Origin of the sequence: Legionella saoudiensis (assembly GCF_001465875.1) — a bacterium.
GTDB classification, from domain to species: Bacteria; Pseudomonadota; Gammaproteobacteria; order Legionellales; family Legionellaceae; genus Legionella; species Legionella saoudiensis.
Map to the genome: position 1 here is coordinate 1,687,304 of NZ_LN901324.1, position 24,744 is coordinate 1,712,047.

A 24,744-nucleotide genomic window follows, 5' to 3' on the forward strand; every position below is an offset into this window, starting at 1 on the left:
GTACTATGCAACAAAAACAAGAACCGAATCGTTTTTTTAAACTATTGATCCTTGGTGATCGTGCTGTTGGTAAAACAACTTTGTTGCAAAAGTTTGTTAAAGAGCAAGATCCTGATTGCTATTATTCCACCTGTGGTGTGGAGCAAAAAACAAGCCTTCTATCTCTTTTCAACCAAAACATTAACTTAAAAGTCTGGGATGCAGGCGGAGACCCGCATCTTTGGAAGCTGGTTAAAAGATACATTCCGGATACAAATGGCGCTCTAGTCTGCTTTGATGTAACGAGCCCATTTTCATTGACGAATGTAAACAACTACGTCAATGAACTGCGCAAAGTTCAACCTAATATTCCCATCATGCTCATCGGCTGTAAAACGGATTTAACGCAAACACGTAGGGTTTCTGAGGAACAAGCCCAACAGCTGGCTCAAAAACTAGGAATTGCCTATTTAGAAACATCAGGGCTTAAAAGAAATAATGTGGACGAGGCATTCATACAGATTATCCAACGCATATATTTTTCATCTACCTTTAACATCATTCGCCCAACCATAGAAAAATATTTTGAAGATTATTCGAATAATCCTCAAAATTCCATTTCCAAAAAAGAAATCATGTTAAAAAATGAATATCAGCTCCTCTTGGAACAATTGTTACACGCCAGCAGCCAGGATGAACTAAACGATTTTTATCAAAAAACAACCAACATCATAAACCAAGCAGATGCTCTTTTTGCAAGAAAACACCCTATTTGGAATACCCTAACCATAAGCCCGTTATCCTCTATGCTTAGGAAAACATTAGCGGCACTGGAGCTCTTACAAAAAAGTTTTAAAACAGAGATTAACTTAGAAGCCCCTACTGAAATAACCTTACGCATGCAAGGCTAAGTAGGTTCAACCATCAAGCCCGGCAATAAGCTTATCTTAACTCCAATGCTGGGCTTGGCAGCCAGTCTGCATTCTAGGTGGCATTATGCACTCTAAGTAATTCAGACCATTGTGTGGTATAACATGGGGAGCGTAATTGAAGGCGCGAATCCCAAGGCTTACTACTTCCTTCAGCCGCAAGGTGTAGGGTATGTCGGCCAAAACGTTGATTGATTTTATCGAGAACCGACATTATTTTTTCCGTTTTTTGCAATGTCTCCTCACTAGGCTGATGGAACAAATCCATTTGCGTAGATGCCTTAGGAAGCAACTCCTCCAAACAAACACCGGTTTTTTTATAATAATATCCTGCTTTAAAAATTCTTAGTAAGCCCTGCTTGGCAAAGTGGGTAACTATACGCACATCATCAGTGGGGTATGGAAATTGTAGTTCAATAGATTGAACATGCTGGGCTAAGTCTTCACGAAATCGGTTTGTTTGAACAAAAATAGATATTTTCCGTACTAAAGAGTTCTGTTCGCGCAGCTTTTCAACGGCTCGAGCACAATGGCTGCTTAAAGACTCAGCCACCGCAGCATAATCTGATTGCAAGGAACCAAAGCTCTTAGAGGATAAAATACTTTGCTTGACCTCATCTCGCCCAAAGTCTCCACAAGAAACTCCTCGTAACTCCAAAGCAGTACGCACAACGGTCACATTAAAACGCCTTTTCAATAAATTTATATCCATTATGGAAAGATCATAAGCAGTATAAATACCTTGCTGAATAAATTTTTTACTCCACTTCCTGCCAACCCCCCAGACCTCGCCTATAGGAATTTGTTTTAACCATTCACCTTGATTAGTTAAATTAAACGTAGGTAGCTTAAGTATTTTCTTGCATAAATAATTAGCAGCTTTTGCCAGGGTTTTACTCTTTCCAATGCCAATAGACGTAGGAATGCCTGTATTTTTTAAAATTTTCCGTTGTAAGGCCGCACAAAAGGCATCATGCTGGCCTGTGGGTAGGCTAGTTAAATTAAGAAATGCTTCATCAATCGAATAAATTTCAACTTCAGGCCATTCTTGCTCAATCGTTGCCATTACCCGATGTGATAAATCACCATATAAAGCAAAATTAGAGGAAAAAACATGTACCTCTGCGCGTTGGCACAACGCCTTAACCTTAAAATAAGGCACCCCCATAGCAATTCCTAAGGCTTTCGCTTCATTGGAGCGTGCAATGACACAACCATCATTATTCGACAATACAATAATAGGCTTATGCTGCAAATCCGGCCGAAAAAGACGCTCGCAGGAGGCATAGAAATTATTACAATCAATTAAGGCGAACATAATAAGACCTCGATAACATCAGTGTAACTAATCTCATAAAAAACTATGAATTACATAAGTTACAACACCCCAAATCACAAGGTCCTCGCCCTCAGTAATATCAATGGGTTTATAGCGTGGATTTTCTGGAAGCAACTGCACCTTATTGGGTGTTTTGGATAAACGCTTAACCGTTAATTCCCCATTTAATGCGGCTATCACAATAGCCCCGTGCTGAGCCTCAAGGCTTCTATCAACAAGCAACATATCCCCAGAATGAATGCCAACATCTGTCATAGAGTCACCCGTAGCAATGACAATAAACGTAGCTGCGGGATGTCTAATTAATTGCTGATTCAAATCCAAATATCGCTCAATATAATCATCTCCAGGAGAAGGGAAACCAGCCTGCACTTTGCTGGAATAAACCGGCACACGATGGCTTTTAGATTCGCTATTTAATAACTCTTGGATTTCTGCTATACGGAAGATAGGTACTCGTATGGTCTTTGTAGGCTCCGATCCATATTTACCCTGCCCAGGAGGTCTTCCTGATCCTACACGTCTACCGCCACGCTGATTCATGCTATTCTCTATTATTGATTTTTGTGTCAGAAATCAATAATAGCTCTGCAATGTTATCGTGTAAATCAAATTTTGATTAATTTTACTGGGCTCTACTGTATTTTCTCATACGAGCAAACTGTTAAGAAATAGCCCGAATAACTAATGGCTTGCGAGCTTCCAGGAGCCCCGGAAACCCGATACCTTTACCTAATTGCTCTAAGCTCAAAATCTTGGTCTAGCTTAGGATATCTATTAATTTCTTCCACTAAACGCTCTCTAATCCCTTGAACCAGATCAAAACGGCTACTTGTGCTTTTAAAGTTCTCATTGAGGGGCATCTTAGCCTCTAACCATTTATCAATTGCCTCGAGTAATTTCTCATCATTTTCTTTACTCGGTACACTGGCATTTGCATGTTCTGTAAATGCCTTATCCAATTCGACTGTGGCTTTGGTTTTAAACCAAGAAGCTGCTTTACTCTCTCGCTGCCACCGTTGTTCGAAATAACGGGTTGAATGAACCGATTCTCGATGAATCGCATCTAGTTTTTCTTGTACGTCTTCTAAATTCACACTATTTTCTATTATAACAGCGCGCACCTTTTCTCTTAGTTTCATTACTTGTTCATATCGAGAACTGCCAACCCCCTCTTTTGCCAAAAGCCAAGTATCGGCTTTTCTAAAGATGTCCAAAGAACGCTGGCCAATATCATCATAATTTGTATCTTTAAGAACGGCTTCCAAGTCTTTAGTTAATTGTGTAGAAAAGAACGATGCGCTCGTTTCTTGAGCTTCCCACCATTGATATAAAAACTCTTGATATTCTTTCGTGCTTAATTCAGCAAGATAGCGTGGGTCAACATTATCATACAGCTCTGCAATACTAGCGCCAAATGAACCTTGTACTTCGCCTGCATTAGGGAATAAGGGTTTATTTCTACGGTAATAGTCCAAAACTACATTTCTTTTTTGCGTGGCAACTTTTTGATCGAGCAATCCTTCATCCGCTAACTGCTGGGTTAAATTCATATGTAAATGCTGTGAACCATTAAGCTCCCCTTCCCAATGATTCGCACGAGGCATCACTGTCAGATTGAGCTTGCAATTATCGGCCGGCAATTTCGGTATCACTTGAGAGAAGAATATGTTATGAAATAGTCGCTTTAATTTTCCGGCAAAACCACCTAGTGTGCTAAGGCCAGTATATGCTGCAATAGTTAAATCTACTTTAGTGACTTGTTTCAAATCACTACAATCAGCAATGCGTGCCGCATTGGTTCCAGGAAGAGCATAAGCTGTCCCAGGTACGGGTTGATCTGCAACAATGCGTACGGGAACGTTGGTACCCGTCAACAATTTCTCTTTGGCTCGAGCAGCATTAAAACAAGTTACGGCCCCACGGCTGTAACCCACAAAAGTAATGCTTTCAATCGGCTCATCCATATTTTCAAAGCTATTATCGGGGTTACGAGTAAATTTCGAATCTACTGATTTTGCATGTTTTTGATATGGGGCTAATGGTTGTCCCTGAGGAATTTGCACATATTGTTGTTCTTGATAATCAGCAACCCAAACGGTGTCAGGATCTTGAATACCCACTCCTAACTGTGCAAGTTCAGCAGAATTTGATTTGCTTAAAAAAACCTCTCCTTTATCGTTCTTTTTAAATACTTTGCCAATAAAGCGATGAGCAAAAGCATCTAAATCAGGCATAGTACCATCGTTACATACTTCCGGATGATGGCAACCGTTCACTACCAGAGTATGCGTATTATTGGCTTTCAATTCTTCAGAATAAGCTGCATGATCTCTTGAAAATGAATAACCCGAATCACCAGTACCACAAAAATAAACAATTAAATGCATAATTTAGAAACTCCTAAGCAGGACTCATTAAATTATACAACAAGTGAACACAAAAAGCTCATCATGCGTTTTTTCCAATCTTGCAATGGACTTCTTTGCATTGAGATGTATTATTTATGTTTAATTAAATAGAATAAGATCGTAGGCGCTCATTAAGCGTTGAGGAGATTTAAAATGACTGTAAAAAACATTAAAGCTCACTACAAAAATTCTGTTTTTTTTTTCCAAAATGAGCAATACTTGCTTCTGAATTCATCCCCCATAAAATTATGATCAAAATAAGACCTTTTCTAAAGTGGGCAGGTAGTAAATATAATTGTTTGGATAAAATTATCCCTTTTTTGCCGTCTGGTAAGCGTTTAATCGAACCATTTGCTGGTTCAGGGGTTATTTTTATGAATACCGCTTATCCGTCTTATGTATTAGCTGAAAGCAATTTAGATTTAGTCCATCTTTTTACTTACCTGCAGCAAGAGGGCAATGAATTTATTAACCTATGTCGTAGCTATTTTACCCCTGAATTTAATTGCAAAGAAAAGTATTATCCTTTCCGCAGTGAATTTAACCAAGCACCTTATTCCTCCCAGAGAGCAGCCTTATTTTTATATCTAAACCGCCATGGCTATAATGGCTTATGTCGCTATAACTCTCAAGGCATATATAATGTTCCTTTTGGGCTTTATACAAGGCCGTATTTTCCTTGCAAAGAAATGCAATTATTCCATGAAAAGTGCCAAAATACGCAATTTATTCACCAAGATTTCCGCAAGACTTTTGAACAAGCAGAGCGAGGTGATGTCATTTATTGCGATCCCCCTTATGTGCCTCTTTCAGAAAAAACCAAACTTTTGCCTTATAACCAAAAGTTATTCACTACGGAAGACCAGATTGAATTAACCGAGCTAGCTAAAGAAGCAGCAGCGAAAGGCATTCCGGTTATCTTATCCAATCATGATACTGAATTTACTCGCTATCATTACCGCAAAGCAAATATTAAAAGCTTTCCCGTATCGCGATATATCAATTGCAAAACGGAGCTACGTCGGCCGGTTAAAGAATTGCTGGCTATTTTTAGTTAAGCATAGCCTGTTTGCAAACAACCAGGCTACACTGAAAGATTGGAAACACGCTTAGTGCGCAGAGTGATCTTTAATAAAGAATGCTAGAATAGTAACTAATAAAAGAGAAATCGGTAATATCGATAAGGCAACTTGATAATCTACCACCGTATAAATATGCTCGCCACCTACAATTCCACTATCACCAAAAGTATCTAACAGCTTACCAACTAAGGGTTGGAAAACAACACCGCCTAAAGTTACAATCATGTTAGTCGCGGCAAAGACTGTACCCGATAGCTGAGCACCACTACATTCTTTAGCCATAATAAATACAATGATTTCTGTCGCACTAAATACCCCATACAAAAATAAGAGAATATTAAGTGAGGTATAAGATAATCCTGGCATGTACAAGACCAAGCTAATACAAATTAAGGAAAGAATAGCCCCCACTACCAAGGGTAATAATCTTCTTCCTGTACGATCAGAAAGGTATCCAGCGATAGGAGCACCAACAGCCCAACCTAAGAATACTGCGGAAACGGTTCTCGCCGCTTCAACCTTGGTTAAATGATGCGCCTGTTCTAAATAGGTCTTGCCCCATAACTCGCCAAACACCGATAAGGACGTATACAGGCAAGCGCCTACAAAACCGATTAGCCATACCTCAGGAGCCATTAATACTTTTAGTACGTTATGAAAAAACTCTGGTAAGGGATGTTTATTGGATTGATGACCAGTAGGACCGTCACGAACTACGAGCAACATCAAAACGCTCAAGCCAGAACCGATGATGGCAATGAATAATAACACCTGCTCCCAGCCAACACGTTGAGACCATTCAGTGATTTTTACTTCACCATAAACCAGCCCCAACATGCCTAGAGTAGTCATTAAACCGGCTACAAGAGAGAAATAACGTCTGGGTAGCCAATGTAATGCTAAGGATAAAACACCGACAAAGGCAAAAGACGAGCCAAACCCTACTAAAAAGCGGCCCGCCCCTACTAAAAACATAGATGATGTTAAGGTGAACATCCATGAGCCCACAGTACAGCAAATACATGCAAAGGTAAGTAACCTTCTAGGCCCATATCTATCCATAAGCATCCCTACCGGCATTTGCATAGGTGAGTAGGCAAAATAGTAGAGTGCCGATATTTGGCCAAATGTCGTTGCAGAAATATGCCCCAGAGCAATACTGAGTTCAGCCTGTAACACACCGGGTATGATACGCAGGATAAACTCATAACAATAAAACACTGCCCCAACAAAGCAGATGAACGAACCAAATATCAATTGTTTTTTAGCATTCATATTTATTTATCTACTAGAGCGTAAGTTTCTCGTAAAAAGAACGTTAATATGGCCGCAATAAATATACCTAAGGGTATAATGGATAATGCGAACTGATAATCAGCCACAGTGTACAACTTATGGACGTTTTCTACAATAGCGCCAGTAGCTTCGCTTCGTGCTGAATAACTAAAGTCTAATAAATGTCCAACTAAAGGTTGCAACAACATAGCGCCTAACATAACAATCATATTCGTAATTGCCATTGCAGTACCTGCAGCTTCACCAGGACTTAATTCACGACCTACGGCAAATACAATAGCTTGCGCACTGTATAATAAGCCTAATAAAAACATTAAGATTTGTACGTTGGTTTCAGTTAAACCAGGAACATACAAAATAATTAACATCATGATCATGGCACCCGTAGCACCAACAAGCATGGGGAACTTTCTACGCTCAAAACGATCCGAAATATATCCCATTAATGGCGCACCTAAGGTGAAACCAAGGAACAGCAATGAGTTGGCAAGACCTGCAGCATGGGCAGATAAACCATGAGCATGTCTTAAATAAGGAATACCCCATAATTCAGCGAAAACAGTAGTGGGCAAATAAACCAAGCAACCATACATGCCATTAACCCAAATCTGCTTATTACGGGCAATAATCGCTAAATCAACCAAGCCTTTTTTGAAATTTGAAACTGTTCCACTTTGTCTATGACGTCCTTTCTTGTCTTGAATACCGGCCCATAGGACAAATGTTAAAACAATACCAAAGGCAGCGGTCGCATTGAGCGTTCTCACCCAACCTAATTTTTCCACAAAAATTTCTAAAAAGTTATCTCCCAGCATCGCACCTATTGTACCAAGTGCCGCGGTCATTCCTGACACCATAGCAAGGCGATTTTCCGGTAACCAGATTGTCGCAAGTTTAAGGACGCCAACAAAAGCAAATGCGGACCCTAAACCGACCAAGAAACGACCTGAAGCAGCTACCCAAAAATTTGCAGTTCCGGTAAATAAAAAGGTACCAATTACACAAATGATACAAGCGAGAGTTAACAGACGACGTGGACCATAACGGTCAAGCAATAAACCAACCGGTAATTGCATGGGAACATAGGCATAATAATAAATAGAAGAAATATGCCCAAAGCCAGTTGCAGATAAATCAAAGTGTGTGCGCAAAGCAGATTCCATCGCACTAGGCGCAATTCTTAGTAAATATTCATAACTGTAGAATATTGCCCCAAGAGCACAAATAAACCACCCCATTAGGGTGTAATTCTTACGATTCTCAGAAAGCAAAGTCATCTCCTTAACTATTGGATTAAGTAAAAGCGCGTGCCTGGTATCTAAAAGACAATTCACGCTTTTTCTTTATATTAACTCCAAGGTTTTATCCCAGGCACAGCAAAATTAGGCAGAACGCTTCATCCTGTAAATCTCATACTGCAGTCAGGATAACTACCAAGAAGTTACCGTTATTTTAAATAATCATTATTCTGGCTTACGCCGCTAGCAATTGCCGCTTTGGCAACAGCTGCAGGAACCCTCTCTTTTAAGCGAGGATCAATGGGCTTGGGAATAATGTAATTAGGCCCAAACTCCCAATCTGTAACGCCTGGGTAATTATCCTTCACTACCTGGGGAACCGGCTCATGCACTAATTGGCGTATTGCTTCAACTGCTGCAATTTGCATGGCTTGGTTAATGCATGTTGCGCGCACATCCAGTGCACCACGGAAAATATATGGAAAACATAACACATTATTTACCTGATTAGGATAGTCACTGCGGCCTGTTGCAATGATTAAATCCTTACGAACTTGATGAGCAACTTCTGGTCTTATTTCCGGATCAGGATTCGATAACGCGAAAATAACAGCATTAGGCGCCATTAAATTTAATAAATCGGCATCTAATAGATTAGGCTTGGCAACACCGATGAATACATCTGCATCTACTAAAGCATCAGCTAAAGTACGGCATGATGTTGTACGAGAAAAAGCAAATTTATACGCATTAAGATCGGTGCGCTCTGAATGAATAACACCTTTGGTATCCAAAAGCATCATATTTTCTTTATTTGCTCCTAAAGCAGCGAGTAAACGCATGGATGCAATACCTGCAGCTCCGGCGCCAATACATACAATTTTTGCATCAGACAAAGTTTTCTTTTGTAAATCTAAGGCATTTAATAAACCTGCAGCAACAACAATGGCTGTGCCATGTTGATCATCATGAAATACAGGAATGTTTAACTGCTCGATTAGTGCCTGTTCGATTTCAAAGCACTCCGGTGCTTTAAGATCTTCTAAGTTAATTCCACCAAAGGTAGGAGCAATGTTTTTTGCAGTAGCAATAAATGCTTGCGGATCATGGGCATCAATTTCGATATCAAATACGTCGATATCTGCAAAACGTTTAAATAAAACCGCCTTGCCTTCCATAACCGGCTTACTGGCCAGAGGGCCAAGATCGCCCAGACCAAGTACTGCGGTACCATTAGTCATTACAGCCACTAAATTACCTTTGTTGGTATAGCGATAAGCAGTTTCAGGATTTTCTGCTATAGCCAATACTGGAGCGGCAACGCCCGGTGTATAGGCCAAAGATAAATCATGCTGAGAGTTAGTTGGCTTAGTAAGGTGAACACTGAGCTTTCCTGGGACAGGGAACTCGTGATAATCCAATGCTGACTGTTTTAAAACTTCATTATCCAAGGTACTTACTCTCTTAAATAAAAACCATACAAAAAGGGTTTGAGCAATACTCCAACCATTGTCTATCTTCCACGACTATTCCGAAGCATAAGTTAGAGTAGCAATATTACTACTAACTTCTAATTTTCCGGGGAGGAAGTCGCGGGGCACACGAATTGAGAGGAGATTTGAGCGTCAAAGCCCTGACAACTTATCAAAAAACTACCATGATGATAATAATTTTTCAATAAATTAAATTAAACGCGCGCAAAAAATGCGCGCTTCACTACATTATTCTTCTTTTGATGCAGCCACAGCAGCACGTTGGCTGTAACGATCACGGAACTTCTGAACACGACCACCAGTATCAACTAATTTTTGCTTTCCAGTATAGAAAGGATGGCATTGTGAACATACTTCAATAGTTAAATCTTTACATAAAGTGGAACGAGTTTCAAAGCTCTCGCCACAGCTGCAAGTAACCTTAACAACTTCATAATTTGGATGAATCGTTGCTTTCATAACACTACTCTCTTATAGTTCAAATGAATATCGCCACCTGGACCCTATTGCCAAGCACCATATTCTATACAAATGACGCGAAACAATAGCAGAAAAACTCAGGTAAAGCAATTTTTTCTAATATTGGATCGCATGGGAACTGTGCCCAATCTTTTACTATAGCACAGAAGTTTATTTTTGCCGCGGGGAGTGATTGTTATTATTTGTTTCCCCAACGCTCACGCTTTTACTCGGGTATATACTCTAACTCAACCCAAACCGGTGCATGATCTGAAGGCCGTTCTGCCTTACGTGGTTCTACATCAATATTCGAACTACGGCATAAAGCATTCAATGCTGAGTTTAATAAAACATGGTCAATGCGTAAGCCCCTATTACGTCTGAAGCCTGCTGCACGGTAATCCCACCAGCTAAATGTTTTTTCTGGTTGTTCAAAATTCCTAAAACTATCATATAAGCCCAGTTGCAATAAGCCAATAAAAGCGTCTCGCTCAGGTGCGCTTACTAATACACTGCCTTCCCATTCTACCGGATCATGAACATCTCTATCCTCTGGCGCAATATTAAAATCACCGACCACTGCAACTTGCGGATAAGCGCTCAATTGCTGCTGGATAAATGCCGTGACTTTTTGTAACCAATTTAATTTATATTCATATTTATCCGAGGTTAGCTCTGATCCATTCGGCACATACAAATTAATTAGGCGTAGCCCTGCGACCGTTACCGCCAGAATACGGCGTTGTGGATCATCTAAATCAGGGATGTCAGTAATTACGTCACTGATCGGATAACGGCTAATGATGGCAACACCGTTATATGTTTTTTGTCCTGAATACACCACATGATAGCCCATTTCAGTAAATGAAGACTGAGGAAAATTTTCATCAATTAATTTAGTTTCCTGGATGGCTAAAACATCTACCTGCGAGGAACTTAACCAAGTAAGCACTTGATCTAACCTGATTTTTAAGGAGTTAACGTTCCAACTAGCTAATTTAAGCATACCAGTCTCCTTTGTATTCAATCATAAAGGGTGCATGATCAGACAAACGAGCTTCACGAAATATGCGACTATCCGTTACACTTTCAATTAAACCAGGGGTAATCACCTGGTAATCAATCCTCCATCCCACATTTTTTTCCCAGGCTCTGCTGCGATAAGACCACCACGTATATTGTTCTTCTTCTTGATTATGTACTCTAAAGGCATCAATAAAGCCCATGGAGCCAAATAATTCGTCCATCCAAGCGCGCTCTTCAGGTAAAAATCCAGAATTTTTTTGATTGGAACGCCAGTTTTTTAAATCAATTTGTTTATGAGCAATATTATAATCGCCACAAATAATCAATTCGCGTCCTTCATTCTTTAACTGCATTAAATGCTTGGCAAATTGTTCCAAAAAGGCATATTTAACTTCCTGACGCCCATCCCCACTGGTTCCTGAAGGCAAATAAAGTGAGATAACGCTTAATTTAGGATAATCGAATTGAATGTAACGTCCCTCATTATCACAGTAATCATAGCCAATCCCCTTCACAACCCGAAGAGGTTTATGGCGTGCATAAATCGCCACCCCACTATAGCCTTTCTTTTGTGCTGAATAATAATCGCAGTAATAATCACGGGGAAAAAACAATTCCTCAGGTACTAATTGTTCTGCATGGGCCTTAGTTTCTTGAATACACACAAAATCAGCATCTTGAACAGCCAACCATTCATAAAACCCATTTCGTGCGGCAGCACGAATACCATTGGCATTAAAACAAATTACTTTCATCTTATTTACTCATCTTAAGAGCGGCATGTGCCAAACGCTCACCTAAATTCTTAGCCAACGTGATTTCATCCTCACTAAGAGTACGATCATTAGCCACACCAGAAACATGAGTTACCCCATAAGGAGTTCCACCTGTTGTCGTATTATTGAGTGATGGTTCAGAATAAGGCACTCCTAAAAGAACCATCCCCTGATGTAATAAGGGTAGCATCATACTTAATAAGGTGCTTTCCTGACCACCGTGCATGCTCGCAGATGAAGAAAAAACACAGGCCGGTTTATCGATTAAATCTCCTGCGAGCCATAAAGCAGAGGTACCATCGAGAAAATATTTCAATGGCGCAGCCATATTCCCAAAACGAGTCGGGCTGCCTAGGGCTAATCCCTGGCAATGGCGCAAATCATCTAAAGTTGCATAAGGTGCCCCACTCTCAGGAACCGGGCTGTCTACTGCTTCACAGGTGGTGGAAACTGGGGGTACGGTTCTTAAACGCGCTGTAATTCCAGATACTCGCTCAACACCTCGAGCAATATATTGAGCTAACTGAGCCACGGAGCCAGTTCTTGAATAGTACAATATGAGGATATAAGGATCAGACATCAATAACTCCATGATTTCTTCTAGGAGGTGGATCATACATTAGAATAGGAATGAGTAAACTATTGACTTGCAACTTAGGGTTTCGAAGTATAGCCCCCTGGGTTACTTCACTGCGTTCGCAATGACGGCATTAGGATGTAAATTAAATTTTTAAGCTTAATCTATTATCCCGTCATTGCGAGGAACTGCGTGACGAAGCAACCCAGGAGTTCGAAGCACAGAACCAGGGATTGTTTCGCTTCATTCGCAATGACGGCAATTTTTCATGCATGAAGGAGAGTGATTTAAAGAATATAACGGGCTAAGTCTTCGTCCGCTACCAACTGGCCTAGGTTCTTATCAACGTATGCTTTATCCACGTGCACTGATTCGCCCGATTTATCGGTAGCTTCAAAAGAAACCACTTCTAACAAACGCTCCATAACTGTATATAAACGGCGCGCCCCAATATTCTCCATACGCTCATTAACCTGCCAAGCCACCTCAGCAATGCGTCGAATTCCCGACTCATCAAAGCTCAAAGTCAACCCTTCTGTTGCCATTAATGCGGTGTATTGCAAGGTCAAAGAGGCTGTTGGTTCCGTAAGAATACGCACAAAGTCATCAACTGATAGGGCAGAAAGCTCCACACGAATCGGTAAGCGCCCCTGCAACTCAGCAATTAGATCAGAAGGCTTCGCTACATGAAACGCCCCCGAGGCAATAAAGAGAATATGATCGGATTTAATCATGCCATATTTAGTAGAAACTGTGGTTCCTTCAACTAAAGGCAGCAGATCTCTTTGCACCCCTTCACGAGAAACATCCCCACCTCCACTTTCAGAGCGCTTAGCAACTTTATCCAACTCATCAATAAACACAATACCATTTTGCTCCACGCTCTCAATAGCACGAATCTTAATATCATCTTCATTAATTAATTTGGTTGCTTCCTCTTCACGTATGATTTTCATCGCTTTCGCAATCGTCATTTTACGTGTTTTGGTGCGATGAGTTCCTACTTGTTGGAACATAGACTGCAATTGGCTCGTCATCTCTTCCATACCAGGAGGTGCCATAATTTCAATGCCAACAGGAGTTGCTGATACTTCAATTTCAATTTCATTTTCATCCAACAAGCCTTCGCGTAATTGTTTACGAAATACTTGCCGGGCAGTGCTGTCTTTTTCACTAGGCGTTAAACTACCGCGAGCCGGAGGGAGTAAAACATCAAGAATGCGCTCCTCCGCCGCGTCTTCAGCCAAGTGCTCAACTTTTTTCATGGCCAATTCGCGCTCTTGCTTAATCGCAATATCTGCTAAATCACGTAAAATTGAATCAACATCGCGACCTACATAACCCACTTCTGTGAACTTAGTGGCCTCTACCTTAATAAAAGGCGCATGAGCCAGTTTAGCTAAACGTCGCGCTATTTCTGTTTTTCCTACCCCAGTAGGGCCAATCATCAAAATGTTCTTTGGCATAATTTCATTACGTAAAGCAGCATCTTGAATTTTCATACGGCGCCAACGGTTCCGCAGTGCAATCGCTACAGCTCTTTTGGCATCATCTTGCCCAATAATGTGTTTATCTAACTCTTGAACGATCTCGCGCGGAGTCATTACCATACTATTATTTGCTGACATTGTTTAACTCTTCTATGGTTAAATTGTTGTTGGTATAAATACAAATCTCACCGGCAATAGTCAGTGCTTTACGAACTATGTCTGCAGCGGATAATTCTGTATTTTGCATTAAGGCGCGCGCAGCAGCTTGTGCAAAGGGGCCTCCTGAACCAATAGCAATCAAACTTTCTTCAGGCTCGATGACATCACCATTACCAGTAATAATCAAAGAGGACTTGCTATCAGCAACAGCAAGCACTGCCTCCAGACGGCGTAGCATACGATCAGTTCGCCAATCTTTAGCTAACTCAACGGCAGCGCGTACTAAGTGACCTTGATGCATTTCCAGTTTACTTTCAAAACGCTCGAAAAGAGTAAATGCATCCGCAGTACCCCCAGCAAAACCAGCAATCACCTGATCTTTATAAAGACGACGTACCTTACGCGCATTTCCTTTCATCACGGTATTACCTAAAGTAACCTGACCATCGCCACCGATAACGACCTGGTTCCCACGCCTTACTGAAAGAATGGTTGTCCCACGAAACTGTTCCAAAATAAAATCCTCGAATTTAGGTTAACTATAACGTTGGCCGTCATTCCCGCCTGGCAGGAATGACAAAATACTTAAGGCATACATGGGGATGAAAAATAAAAAAACAATAGGGTCAAATTAAAAAAGATAGACCATGAGATAAGCTATTTAATCCCAGATGCTGAGCAATACTCTGACCAATATCGGCAAATGTGTCTCGGCGACCGATTGAACGCCCTTTTAAGCTAGGGCCATACACCAGAACAGGAATATGCTCACGAGTATGATCAGAGCCAGGACGTGTTGGATCGCAGCCATGATCCGCAGCAATTACCACTAAATCATCAGGTTGTAATAAAGCATCTAATTCTGGTAAGCGTGCATCAAACTCTTCTAGAGCATGGGCATAGCCACATACATCACGACGATGGCCATAAGAAGAATCAAAATCAACAAAATTAGTAAATACTAAACTACCTTGAGGTGCTGTTTTCATCGCTTCTAAGGTTGCATCGAATAAAGCCATATTGCCATCAGCTTTAATCGTTTGGGTTATTCCCTGATGTGCATAAATATCCGCTATTTTGCCTATGGCAATAACTTCCTGCCCTGCATCCTTTACATGATCCAATAAGGTCTTGGCTGGAGGCAAGGTTGCGTAATCCTTGCGGTTTCCGGTACGTTTAAATGCACCTGGCTTCCCAATAAACGGACGCGCAATAACACGGCCAATTTGATATTCATCAACTAATTCCCGAGCGATCTCACAAATCTCATACAGACGCTCTAAACCAAAGCTTTCTTCATGAGCTGCAATTTGAAACACACTATCCGCCGAGGTATATACAATGGGTTTACCTGTGCGCATATGCTCTTCACCAAGCTCATCTAGAATGGTTGTTCCCGAAGCATGCTTTTCGCCCAAAACGCCAGGAAGACCGGTACGTTGAATAAATTCATCAATTAATTTTTTAGGAAAACAAGAGGGCTGATCCGGAAAATAACCCCAGTCAAAGGTCACGGGAACCCCCGCAATTTCCCAATGTCCGCTCGGGGTATCTTTGCCTAAGCTTTGCTCGACAGCATAGCCATAATAGCCAACTGGTTCCGCAAAGGCAGATAACTCAACAAATCTTAATCCAGAACTGGCTAAAGCCGCATGATAAAGGCCTAACTTAGCTAAGTTTGGTAAGGTTAAGGGGCCTTGACGTATCCCTGCTTTATCACCCCTGCCCTGTTCGCATGCTTCGTGAATATGCACAAAAGTATTTGCACCTTCATCGCCATAACGCGCCGCATCAAGGCTTGCGCCAATACCAAAAGAATCCATGAGTAAAATACAAACTCGTCCAGCCATGCTTATTCCTCAATTTGTTGACAACGTGTTTCTTTTAAACCAAATAGCATGAGAAATGCAATTAATAAACCAATTGGCAAAATAATTGCGGCATGTTGATAGGCGTCTAACGAGTAAACTGGGGCACCATTAACTAGATGCATACCACTATGATTGATTAATAAATTGCTAAAAATGTTTTGATAAACAATGTAACCACCTTGAGTCAAAATGGAAACAACACTCACCGCTGTTGCTGTCATTGCCGGTGAGCTGCTTTCTGCTACTAAGGCATAGCTTATCACTTGAGCCGAGGTGAATAATCCTAATAAGAAAAATAAGAAGCCCATGACACCAAAAGATACAGGGACGTAAAGAATTGCTAAGATAGTCAATAAAGAAACCAAAACACCTATTTTCATAGGCATAACGCGCAACCCAATTTTATCAGAGATCCATCCAGCGAGAGGAGAGCCAATAATTGCTCCCAAGAAAAGCATTGTATTGATAATTGAAGCCTGCTCTCCACTAATTTCTAAACGTTGCTGCAGGTATAAAGATCCCATCATTGCGCCAAATACAGCAATCGCCATATTCATCAGGCTTGCATAGAATGCGGCACGAATATACTGGGGATTAAAATATGCCTTCTTGGCTGCCGTTAATACATCTAATGCCGGAGCAGCTTTTTTAACTGCCACCTGAGGTCTTTCTTTAACCCAGAAAAACATCACCACCAGCATGGCAAATCCTAAAACACCCACATCTTGTACTGCCTGGCGCCACCCAACCAAACCTACTAATTTGGCTAAAGGATACTGGGCAAGCATACCGCCAGCCATTGCCATAGTCACAATAGCTCCAGTTACTAAAGCCATGCGCTTGGGAGGAAACCAGTGGGACGCCAAACGAACTGGACCTAAAAAGCAAAAGGCACTACCAATACCGGTAATAAAACGGGAAAATAGTGCAACTGCAAAAGAATGAGAATGAGCTAATAAAAAAGTACTCGCTACACATAAAAACATGGCAACAAGCAAGGTATTTTTAATCGAGAATCGGTCCAAGACCATCCCGGCAACAAAGAGAAAAAGTACATTAGAGACATAATAGATGCTGGATAACCAAGCCATTTTATCGGCTTGGATTTGATAGTCTTGCATAATAGTTTCCGCAAGGGAAGCAAACATGTTTCCTTGGATAAACTCATAAAAAAAGAATAACGTGGCAGCAAAACATACCATCCAGGGCAAGAATGACGATTTTATATCATCATATCCTTGAATTTCATCCACCATGTGCATTTTTACTCCTCAGAATTAACGCTTGCAATACGTTTCACGGGTTAATAATACGGCGATTAGGGCCGCAATCGCAGTTATGGGAAACATCCACATAGCAAATTGAAAATCAGCTACCGTATACGTGGTCGCTGCATTTGCGTGATGGGTCATTAACCAGCCAAATAATACTTGTCCAACACCGCCACCGCCCATGATAATTACGGAAGCGATACCTGTAGAGGCACCAGTGTTGTCTGCAGAATTACTTTCTGCAATTAATGGATAGGAAATTACTTGCGTACTGGTAAAAAAACCAAGTGCAAAAAAGATAATACTTAATGTCAGCTGAGAAAGGGCAATATTTAAAAATAATGGAAGTACCGTAATGAATGTGGCCAGTGCGCCAATAATCATTAATGGTTTACGACGTCCTTGTGAATCAGATAACCACCCTGCCAATGGGCAACCAATCACACTGCCCATAAAAATTAAACTAACCACATTACTAGCAGCCATTTCTGGTAATTGATGAACCGCTTGCAAATAACTAGCCCCCCACAAAGCACAAAGCACCATAATTGGCAAATTCAAAAAAGAAGTGTATAGCCCAGCTAGCCAATTTTGCGAGTTGGATAAGGCATTTACAAAGCTGGCACCAATCTTCCCTTCATTGCTTTGTGTTTTGGCAGGAGCATCATGAGGTCTATCTTGAACAATACAGTAAATCCATAACCACAAAACAACACCTACAGCACCATCAATCAATAAAGCTTGGCGCCAGCCAAACAATTCATAAAGATAGGCAAAAGGGGTATGTGCCATCATCCCACCGATAAAAGCCATCGTCACTAAAGAACCAACGACCAAGGCTTGTCGTCGAGGCGGAAACCAGCGAGCAACCAGCACTACACAAGATAAAAAGCAAAAGGCATTACCTATTCCGGAAAGGAAATGAAAAAATGAGGCCAGGATAAATGAACTTGTTAGAGCAAAACCCAGGGTGCCGAGAATGCACACCGACATAGCGGATAAAATGACTGTACGTGTAGAAAAGCGATCTAAGATAACGCCGGCAGGTAGGAGAAATAAAATGTCGGCCCATAAATAAGCACTGGACATCCAGCTTAATTGCGTTGCATCAATATTAAAATCTTTACGCAAAGGTTGATTAATGACATCAAAAATATTGAGTTGAAAAAATTCATATAAGAAGAATAGCCCGGCGGAAAGGCATACAACCCAAGCCATCAAATCACCACGAGGTACAAAAGCTCTCGAATCCATTGCTACAGAATGCGACACAAATACTCCTCACATTATGGCTTAAAAATTGCGCAATAGTATAACAAATTTCAAATCAAATTGGTATCTCTATAGTAACGAAGCGAAAGCTTTGTGTTTGAGGCACTAAACCTTAAGCTGCTACAGCTCATTCATCATGACGGTAAAACTTAGTAAAAATAGTGATTACTATGAAGTTATATACCGTCATTCATGCCTAATTTAATGTTACGAGCAATGTATTCCTGAGCTGCGTAGCAGCACCAAAGGCTGCCCGTTACTTACAATTTTTGCTACTTTTTGCATATGATCCAATAAATCAGGGTTTATTTGAGATATTTTTTTAGGACTAACAGCAATATAATTTTCTTGATGATTCGAAAGTAACTTGCAAAGTTGTTTATGCTGAAAAATAAAATCTACCTTGCCGGCAGCATAAAACTGGGCTGAGTATTCAGTCTTATAATCCCAATAAATTAGTTTGCTGCCCGATGCTGGCTTTTGGGCTTGCCATGCCGCCACTACTGCTTTTTGCGTTTTGGAAACTACCTCAGGCACCATATTAAATGCAATAGTCGCCCCTAAAAACAGTATGCCACAACTTAAAGATAAACCCAGCACTAACTTTTTAGCGCGGAGCATTGCTCCTGCTCTTACCCAATATTCCGTGAAAAACAATGCAAATGCAGGTAATGAGGGAAATACATAGGTATAAATAATATTACTAGAAAATGTAAAAAATAATAAAGGAACAACCGTGCATAAAAACAGAAAACCTAACCATCCATCTTCATCGCAAAATAAAGAAGGCAAAGTCTTGCGATAACTGACAAACCAAGTAGCGCCAAGCAGTCCCCAGGGAAAGCTACCCACTGCAGCAAATACCCAAATCATTCCCCAAGGCTCTTTATGAGCATATCCATACTTATCGCCAGTCCATCCAGGTGTAATAAATCGGTGAAAATGTTCTCCAGCGATAAAGTAATTTAAAAACCCTGGAGTGCGCATTTCTGCCAAGATATACCAAGGGAGCGCAATTGCCAATGCCAGAAGAATGCCTTTTATCCAGGGTAATTTGTTCCATAAGTTACGCCATTGATTACGCCATACAACCCAACAAAAAATTGGCATTCCAGCTAACACTGTGGCGACCGGCCCTTTTGCTAATAAGCCTAAACCAATACCAATGAAAAAAGCATAAGACCAGATTGTGCTGCCATCAACAACGGCACGCCAAAAAGAAACCAACACGAGGGTAGTGCAAAAAATTAATGCAGGATCTGTCATTACTGTTCCCGCATCCAGGAAAAAATATAAGGTGCCTGCAAGAATTAAGATGGTTAAGGTTGCCACTGTTTGGCCACTGTGTTTTTTAGCTAAATCCCAAACCAGTCCGAGGGTTCCTATAGATAACAGCAATCCCGGCAAACGTACCGCCAACTCATTAACGCCAAATAATTTCATCGAAAACGCAGAGAGCCAGGTAGACAAAGGGGGCTTAGCCCAAAAAGGAACTCCATAGTCATGAAGTAAGGTGACCCAATTTCCAGTTTCCAGCATTTTACGTGCAATTTCAGCGTAACGTGCTTCAGAAACATCGTTAAGCGGAATAAAGCACATGGAAATAACACGACAGATTAGAAGAAAAGACAATACAAATAATGCATGATTAAAAAATTGCCTTTGCAATAGTTTATCGTTTTCTATGTTCAAAACTGACCCCACTCAATATTGCATAGCAGCTCAAATAGCAGAGCTACAAAAAAATTTTACCACAAAATGCTGTTTTGCGTTTTCCTTGACCTAAACCAGCAAAAAATAAATAGTGCTTAAAAAATGAAGGAGAATATTACCTGTTATTAAAATTAATACAAATTTTTTCATACTTTTTTCTATTTTATATAAAAAATCCACTCTTTTTTGTGTAATAACTTTTTGTATTCATTATAATTTTTTTAAATGCATAATTTGTATAATGAAAATACATGACGTGCGGTTTAGTTTAGTTTACACTGGGTGCTGTAAGATGAACTTACATGACTTTTAATGGATTTTGGGAGAAAAACATGACGTTTGAGTTAAAAACTTTGAAGGAATTAAAAGATCATTTCAACCGCACAAAAGAGATGGTACTCAATTACGAAAATGCCACATCTTTTGACAAGCTCGAAGAACCAAAAATGCGTTCCGCCATGATATTACAGGAGGCTATTTTACTAAAAATAGAAGAACAAGTTACTGTTTTAGCTAAAGATAAAGAAGAAAGACTGGCTAAAGTAGACGAAAAGCTAAAGGCTGAAATTGAAAAAGCCAAAGATGGCGAAAAAAAATTCAGCCCCACCAAGCTAAAAGAAGAAGCAGACAAAACTAAGCTGCGAATTGAAAACCGGTTTAACGAAAATATTCAAAATTATACATTGGCATTTTATGGAGCCATGCTAATAGCTCACCATGATATTAGTTCAATTAACCGTAACCGTGCCATTATGCTCTCCTCGCGTATCGCTGAGGCTATAGGCATAAGCGCATCTGTTTCGGTAGAGAAACGTCCAAACGCCAATAACTATGAAACGTTCTATATTGTATTCAACGGATTAATGCGATCTCACCTTTTCCCAAGTGCGGATGCACGTAAGGGCTTTAAAGAAGAGCATATGCTTTCAGCATTGCCAAAAGAGGATCTTGAAAGAATCCTTACCATGGGTTATGAGTTTGAAAAAAATGCACGTATTGATGTAGTTAATGGTTTAACTGCAAATGGAAAAAGTGTTATCGACATCTCTGCCTACAAGGTTGAAAAAGAAACTCCTGCCTCAGCTACAGAACGATTTAAATCTTTTGATGATTTGAAAAAAGAACTCGAAGCAATCATTACTGCAGAGCTGGTTTCTAAAGGGAAAGGGACAATTAATGAGGTACAAGCGCGAGCAGCTCAACTTAATTTCCTAGAGCAAACTAGTGCCCTAGTGGAAAATTTAAACATTGGTGACTCAGAAAAAATCGCTATCCTTGCCGGGGCAATGTACTTGGTACGTAAACAAATCCAAAAAAGCTACGAAGAGAGTATAATTCATCGCCTGCGTTCTCCTGATAACTCTGAAATCCATAAAAAACTTGGTGTGTTACTCGGTGCTGACAGTGTAACTCATCTCGATCAGGAATCATTATTAACCGCAGCAAATAATTTTATTCGCTACGCTACCCTGGAAAACATCCCTTCTGAGCAAAAAACTTTCACCGCCAAAGTAATCAATGAAGCCCACCCATTTGTAAAAATTGAAGGTTTCAAATTACCTGAGGTATTAAATTTGTTCTTCGAAGCGATTTGCTCTTGTCGTGACAGCGCATGCAAGCAAATTTTCAAGGAGCTGAAACAAAGTGAAAAAGTAGAGCAGCCAACAGCAAGCACGAGCTATTGGAATCCAGCTAATTTGATAAAAGGAGCCTATAGTAAATTTGGTTTGTATGGCAAATCATCAGAAGCTCCAGACCAAGCTCATACTGATAGCTTACCTTTAGATCTCCCCACTTCAGGCTTAAATAACGGATAAGCTGTTCTTTCTTTGAGTAGCCACGCCATTGTGGCTACTCAAATTTGCTCATCATTAAGTCTATTTTTTCTCTTTAGATTAAGTTCTTAAATTTTGTTACAATGTCGCTTTCTTTAATCTTGTTGTATCTTGCCCTAATGAAAATTAAATTAATAATTAAGAACATAGTTCCCGCTTTAATGCTTTTTTCAGCCCTACCTACAGTAAGTTTTGCACTGCCTTCAATGCAAGCCTCCGCTGATAAGTCTCACAAAACAAGCAGCCATAAAGCATCGCACTCCACAGAAAAAAAGCTCATCTCAATTACAATTGATGATTTACCTTTTGTTGGTGAGTATCGAAATTTTCATTTAAATATGATGATTGAAACCATGAATAAGCAGCGGGTTCCCGCAACAGGCTTTATCATTGCCAGTGAAGTACGCAAAGATAACTGGGAAATTCTTCGTAAGTTTCGAGATGCTGGTTTTGGCTTAGGTAATCATACCTTGACCCACGCTAATCTTGGGCGACTTGGCACTCAAGAGGCAATTCGTGAAATTGGCGAAGCAGATGCAATCCTATCCCCAGTATTAACAGAGCCAAAATATTTCCGTTATCCGTATTTATCAATGAGTTCTGGGCAAAAGAAAGAAGCTATCCTGTGCTTTCTCGCCAAAAAGAATTACCAGGTCGCCCCCATCACAGTAGACTCTAAAGATTTTGTCTTCAACCAAAGATTACTTGCCGTCCCTGAGTTAAATCGCCGTGCTTACCTTGAAGAGTTAAAGCCTTTTTATTTGGATTTTATTTGGCAGCAAACGATGCGTGCCGAAGAGCATCACAATGGTCAGCAAGCGCAAATCTTATTAATTCATGCAAATCTGCTTAATGCTTATGTATTACCGGATATTATTAATCTATATAAAGAAAACGGCTATACTTTTGTCAGCCTAGAACGCGCGTTGAAAACCTTTAAGTCATCAATCCATTGCTCAAAACCACAGCTTCATCCTCAACCGCAACCGAAACTTGGAAAAAATACTAAGGATATTGATGCTTTTGTGGCTTGGGATTAATTTAGGTCATACAAGAATGTAGGCTGGGCTGAAAAGCTCAGCATTAGGAAGTATAGTTTTTTTTGCCGCGCTCCACCCAGCCTCCATTAATTATTAAAGAATTTAATTACCCTATAACTCCTATCTATGATACAATTATTCATATTTTATTCACATTGACCCATTTAGAAACTATTTAAGCTACATCCCCATTTTTAGTTAAGGAAATACCATGAGTTTTACATCCTTAGGTTTAATCGAACCTTTGCTGCGCGCCATTGATGAATCAGGATATACTGAGCCCTCCCCTATTCAAGCGCAGTCCATTCCTGCCATTTTGCGTGGGCATGACCTACTTGCTTCAGCACAAACAGGAACAGGCAAAACGGCAAGCTTCGTCTTGCCTATTTTACAAAAGCTCCATGAGCAACCCCGAGCCAAGGGCAATCATGCTAAAGTGTTAATTCTCACCCCCACCCGTGAATTAGCAGCCCAAGTGTATGACAGTGTGAAACAGTATGGTTGCTATACGCCACTGCGTTCAACCGTAGTTTTTGGTGGGGTAAAAATTAATCCGCAAATGATGAAACTACGTAGTGGCGTTGAAATTTTAGTAGCAACACCTGGACGCTTATTGGATCTACATCAGCAACGAGCCATCCAATTCCATGAAATTAAGACTTTGGTTTTAGATGAAGCGGATCGCATGCTAGATATGGGGTTTATCCATGACATTAAACGCATCATCAGCATGCTGCCTCGAAATCGCCAAAATTTATTATTTTCAGCTACTTTTTCTGAGGGTATACGCGCTTTAGCGAAAGGCCTGCTAAATAAGCCTGTGGAAATTGATGTATCCCCAAGAAACACCACGGCTATAAAAATCAAACAAACCGTACATCCTGTTGATAAAAGCCGTAAAGCAGCCTTGCTAAGCCATTTAATTCATAAAAACAAATGGGGGCAAACCTTAGTTTTTGCAAAAACTAAGCATGGTGCTAATAAACTGGTAAAACAATTGTCTGAAGAACATATCTATGCCGCAGCCATTCATGGCAATAAGTCGCAATCACAACGCACCAAAGCCTTAGCAGATTTTAAATCAGGTGAATTACATATCCTGGTTGCTACTGACATTGCTGCTCGTGGCATTGATATTGATCAACTGCCTTGTGTAGTCAATTTTGATTTACCACAGGTAGCAGAAGATTATGTTCATCGTATTGGTCGAACAGGGCGTGCAGGAGCATCTGGTTTGGCTGTTTCCTTAGTTTGTGCTGATGAAATTGGACAATTACAAGCAATTGAAAAACTAATTAAACGCAAATTAGATCGGGTTGAAATTGATGACTTTGAACCGAATCATCATCTTCCTAGTTCCTCATTACCAACTCAAGTAAGAAGAGGAGGTCCTGCTAAAAATAGGAAACCTTCACCAGAAAATAAGAAAAAGCCAGAAAAAAAGCGATTAGGAAAAAATAAGATCAAAATAATGGATAAAAAGTGACT

Annotated in this window: 21 protein-coding genes; 5 read left to right on the forward strand and 16 right to left on the reverse strand. The window is 40.4% G+C overall.

Annotated elements, in window-relative coordinates; all coding sequences use genetic code 11:
• Positions 1–5: 5 nt before the first annotated feature.
• Entirely contained in the window at positions 6–890 is an 885-nt protein-coding gene (locus tag BN3124_RS16255) for a GTP-binding protein (RefSeq protein ID WP_058535805.1), read from the forward strand.
• A gap of 73 nt (positions 891–963) precedes the next feature.
• Here BN3124_RS16255 and BN3124_RS16260 read toward each other — a convergent pair whose 3' ends face one another.
• From BN3124_RS16260 to BN3124_RS16270, 3 genes are all read right to left on the reverse strand, one after another.
• Positions 964–2,226, reverse strand: a complete 1,263-nt coding sequence (locus BN3124_RS16260) for a Y-family DNA polymerase (protein WP_058535806.1) — start codon at positions 2,224–2,226, stop codon at positions 964–966.
• 33 nt (positions 2,227–2,259) lie between these two features.
• Positions 2,260–2,790: a LexA family protein gene (locus BN3124_RS16265; protein WP_058535807.1), complete on the reverse strand. Its 531-nt coding sequence runs from the start codon at positions 2,788–2,790 to the stop codon at positions 2,260–2,262.
• Between the two features lie 185 nt (positions 2,791–2,975).
• A complete protein-coding gene (locus tag BN3124_RS16270; RefSeq protein ID WP_058535808.1) occupies positions 2,976–4,637 on the reverse strand; it encodes a hypothetical protein in 1,662 nt (553 codons plus the stop codon).
• 269 nt (positions 4,638–4,906) lie between these two features.
• On the opposite strand from BN3124_RS16270, the gene BN3124_RS16275 reads away from it, so the two are divergent.
• Positions 4,907–5,716: a Dam family site-specific DNA-(adenine-N6)-methyltransferase gene (locus BN3124_RS16275; RefSeq protein WP_058535809.1), complete on the forward strand. Its 810-nt coding sequence runs from the start codon at positions 4,907–4,909 to the stop codon at positions 5,714–5,716.
• 51 nt (positions 5,717–5,767) lie between these two features.
• On the opposite strand, the gene BN3124_RS16280 is transcribed toward BN3124_RS16275, so the two are convergent.
• From BN3124_RS16280 to BN3124_RS16340, 13 genes are all read right to left on the reverse strand, one after another.
• Positions 5,768–7,015, reverse strand: a complete 1,248-nt coding sequence (locus BN3124_RS16280) for an MFS transporter (protein ID WP_149865290.1) — start codon at positions 7,013–7,015, stop codon at positions 5,768–5,770.
• A 2-nt stretch (positions 7,016–7,017) separates the two neighbouring features.
• Positions 7,018–8,307, reverse strand: a complete 1,290-nt coding sequence (locus BN3124_RS16285) for an MFS transporter (protein ID WP_058535929.1) — start codon at positions 8,305–8,307, stop codon at positions 7,018–7,020.
• Between the two features lie 176 nt (positions 8,308–8,483).
• Complete coding sequence (locus BN3124_RS16290; RefSeq protein WP_058535811.1) at positions 8,484–9,725, reverse strand: malic enzyme-like NAD(P)-binding protein; 1,242 nt, start codon at positions 9,723–9,725, stop codon at positions 8,484–8,486.
• Between the two features lie 270 nt (positions 9,726–9,995).
• On the reverse strand, positions 9,996–10,226 hold the full coding sequence (gene rpmE, locus BN3124_RS16295; protein ID WP_058535812.1) for a 50S ribosomal protein L31: 231 nt from the start codon (positions 10,224–10,226) through the stop codon (positions 9,996–9,998).
• A gap of 226 nt (positions 10,227–10,452) precedes the next feature.
• The gene (xth, locus tag BN3124_RS16300) at positions 10,453–11,232 is read right to left on the reverse strand and encodes an exodeoxyribonuclease III (RefSeq protein WP_058535813.1); all 780 of its coding nucleotides are present in this window, start codon (positions 11,230–11,232) and stop codon (positions 10,453–10,455) included.
• A complete protein-coding gene (locus BN3124_RS16305) occupies positions 11,225–12,007 on the reverse strand; it encodes an exodeoxyribonuclease III (RefSeq protein ID WP_058535814.1) in 783 nt (260 codons plus the stop codon). Before BN3124_RS16305 ends, xth begins: the two co-directional genes overlap by 8 nt.
• Position 12,008: 1 nt before the next feature.
• Positions 12,009–12,608 (reverse strand): NAD(P)H:quinone oxidoreductase, encoded by a 600-nt coding sequence (wrbA, locus tag BN3124_RS16310; RefSeq protein WP_058535815.1) that lies wholly within the window; start codon positions 12,606–12,608, stop codon positions 12,009–12,011.
• A 284-nt stretch (positions 12,609–12,892) separates the two neighbouring features.
• Entirely contained in the window at positions 12,893–14,215 is a 1,323-nt protein-coding gene (gene hslU, locus BN3124_RS16315) for an ATP-dependent protease ATPase subunit HslU (protein WP_196398948.1), read from the reverse strand.
• Positions 14,216–14,219: 4 nt separating this feature from the next.
• A complete protein-coding gene (gene hslV / locus BN3124_RS16320; protein ID WP_058535816.1) occupies positions 14,220–14,768 on the reverse strand; it encodes an ATP-dependent protease subunit HslV in 549 nt (182 codons plus the stop codon).
• A 112-nt stretch (positions 14,769–14,880) separates the two neighbouring features.
• The gene (locus BN3124_RS16325) at positions 14,881–16,104 is read right to left on the reverse strand and encodes a phosphopentomutase (protein ID WP_058535817.1); all 1,224 of its coding nucleotides are present in this window, start codon (positions 16,102–16,104) and stop codon (positions 14,881–14,883) included.
• Between the two features lie 2 nt (positions 16,105–16,106).
• Positions 16,107–17,387, reverse strand: a complete 1,281-nt coding sequence (locus BN3124_RS16330) for an MFS transporter (RefSeq protein ID WP_058535818.1) — start codon at positions 17,385–17,387, stop codon at positions 16,107–16,109.
• Positions 17,388–17,402: 15 nt separating this feature from the next.
• Positions 17,403–18,668 carry an MFS transporter gene (locus BN3124_RS16335; RefSeq protein ID WP_058535819.1) on the reverse strand — a complete coding sequence of 422 codons (1,266 nt, stop codon included), beginning with the start codon at positions 18,666–18,668 and terminating at the stop codon, positions 17,403–17,405.
• A 207-nt stretch (positions 18,669–18,875) separates the two neighbouring features.
• Entirely contained in the window at positions 18,876–20,360 is a 1,485-nt protein-coding gene (locus BN3124_RS16340) for an ArnT family glycosyltransferase (RefSeq protein ID WP_058535820.1), read from the reverse strand.
• A 353-nt stretch (positions 20,361–20,713) separates the two neighbouring features.
• On the opposite strand from BN3124_RS16340, the gene BN3124_RS16345 reads away from it, so the two are divergent.
• From BN3124_RS16345 to BN3124_RS16355, 3 genes are all read left to right on the forward strand, one after another.
• Entirely contained in the window at positions 20,714–22,198 is a 1,485-nt protein-coding gene (locus BN3124_RS16345; RefSeq protein ID WP_058535821.1) for a hypothetical protein, read from the forward strand.
• Between the two features lie 224 nt (positions 22,199–22,422).
• The gene (locus BN3124_RS16350; RefSeq protein ID WP_407927401.1) at positions 22,423–23,256 is read left to right on the forward strand and encodes a polysaccharide deacetylase family protein; all 834 of its coding nucleotides are present in this window, start codon (positions 22,423–22,425) and stop codon (positions 23,254–23,256) included.
• Positions 23,257–23,467: 211 nt separating this feature from the next.
• A complete protein-coding gene (locus BN3124_RS16355) occupies positions 23,468–24,742 on the forward strand; it encodes a DEAD/DEAH box helicase (RefSeq protein ID WP_058535822.1) in 1,275 nt (424 codons plus the stop codon).
• The last annotated feature ends 2 nt before the right edge of the window (positions 24,743–24,744 follow it).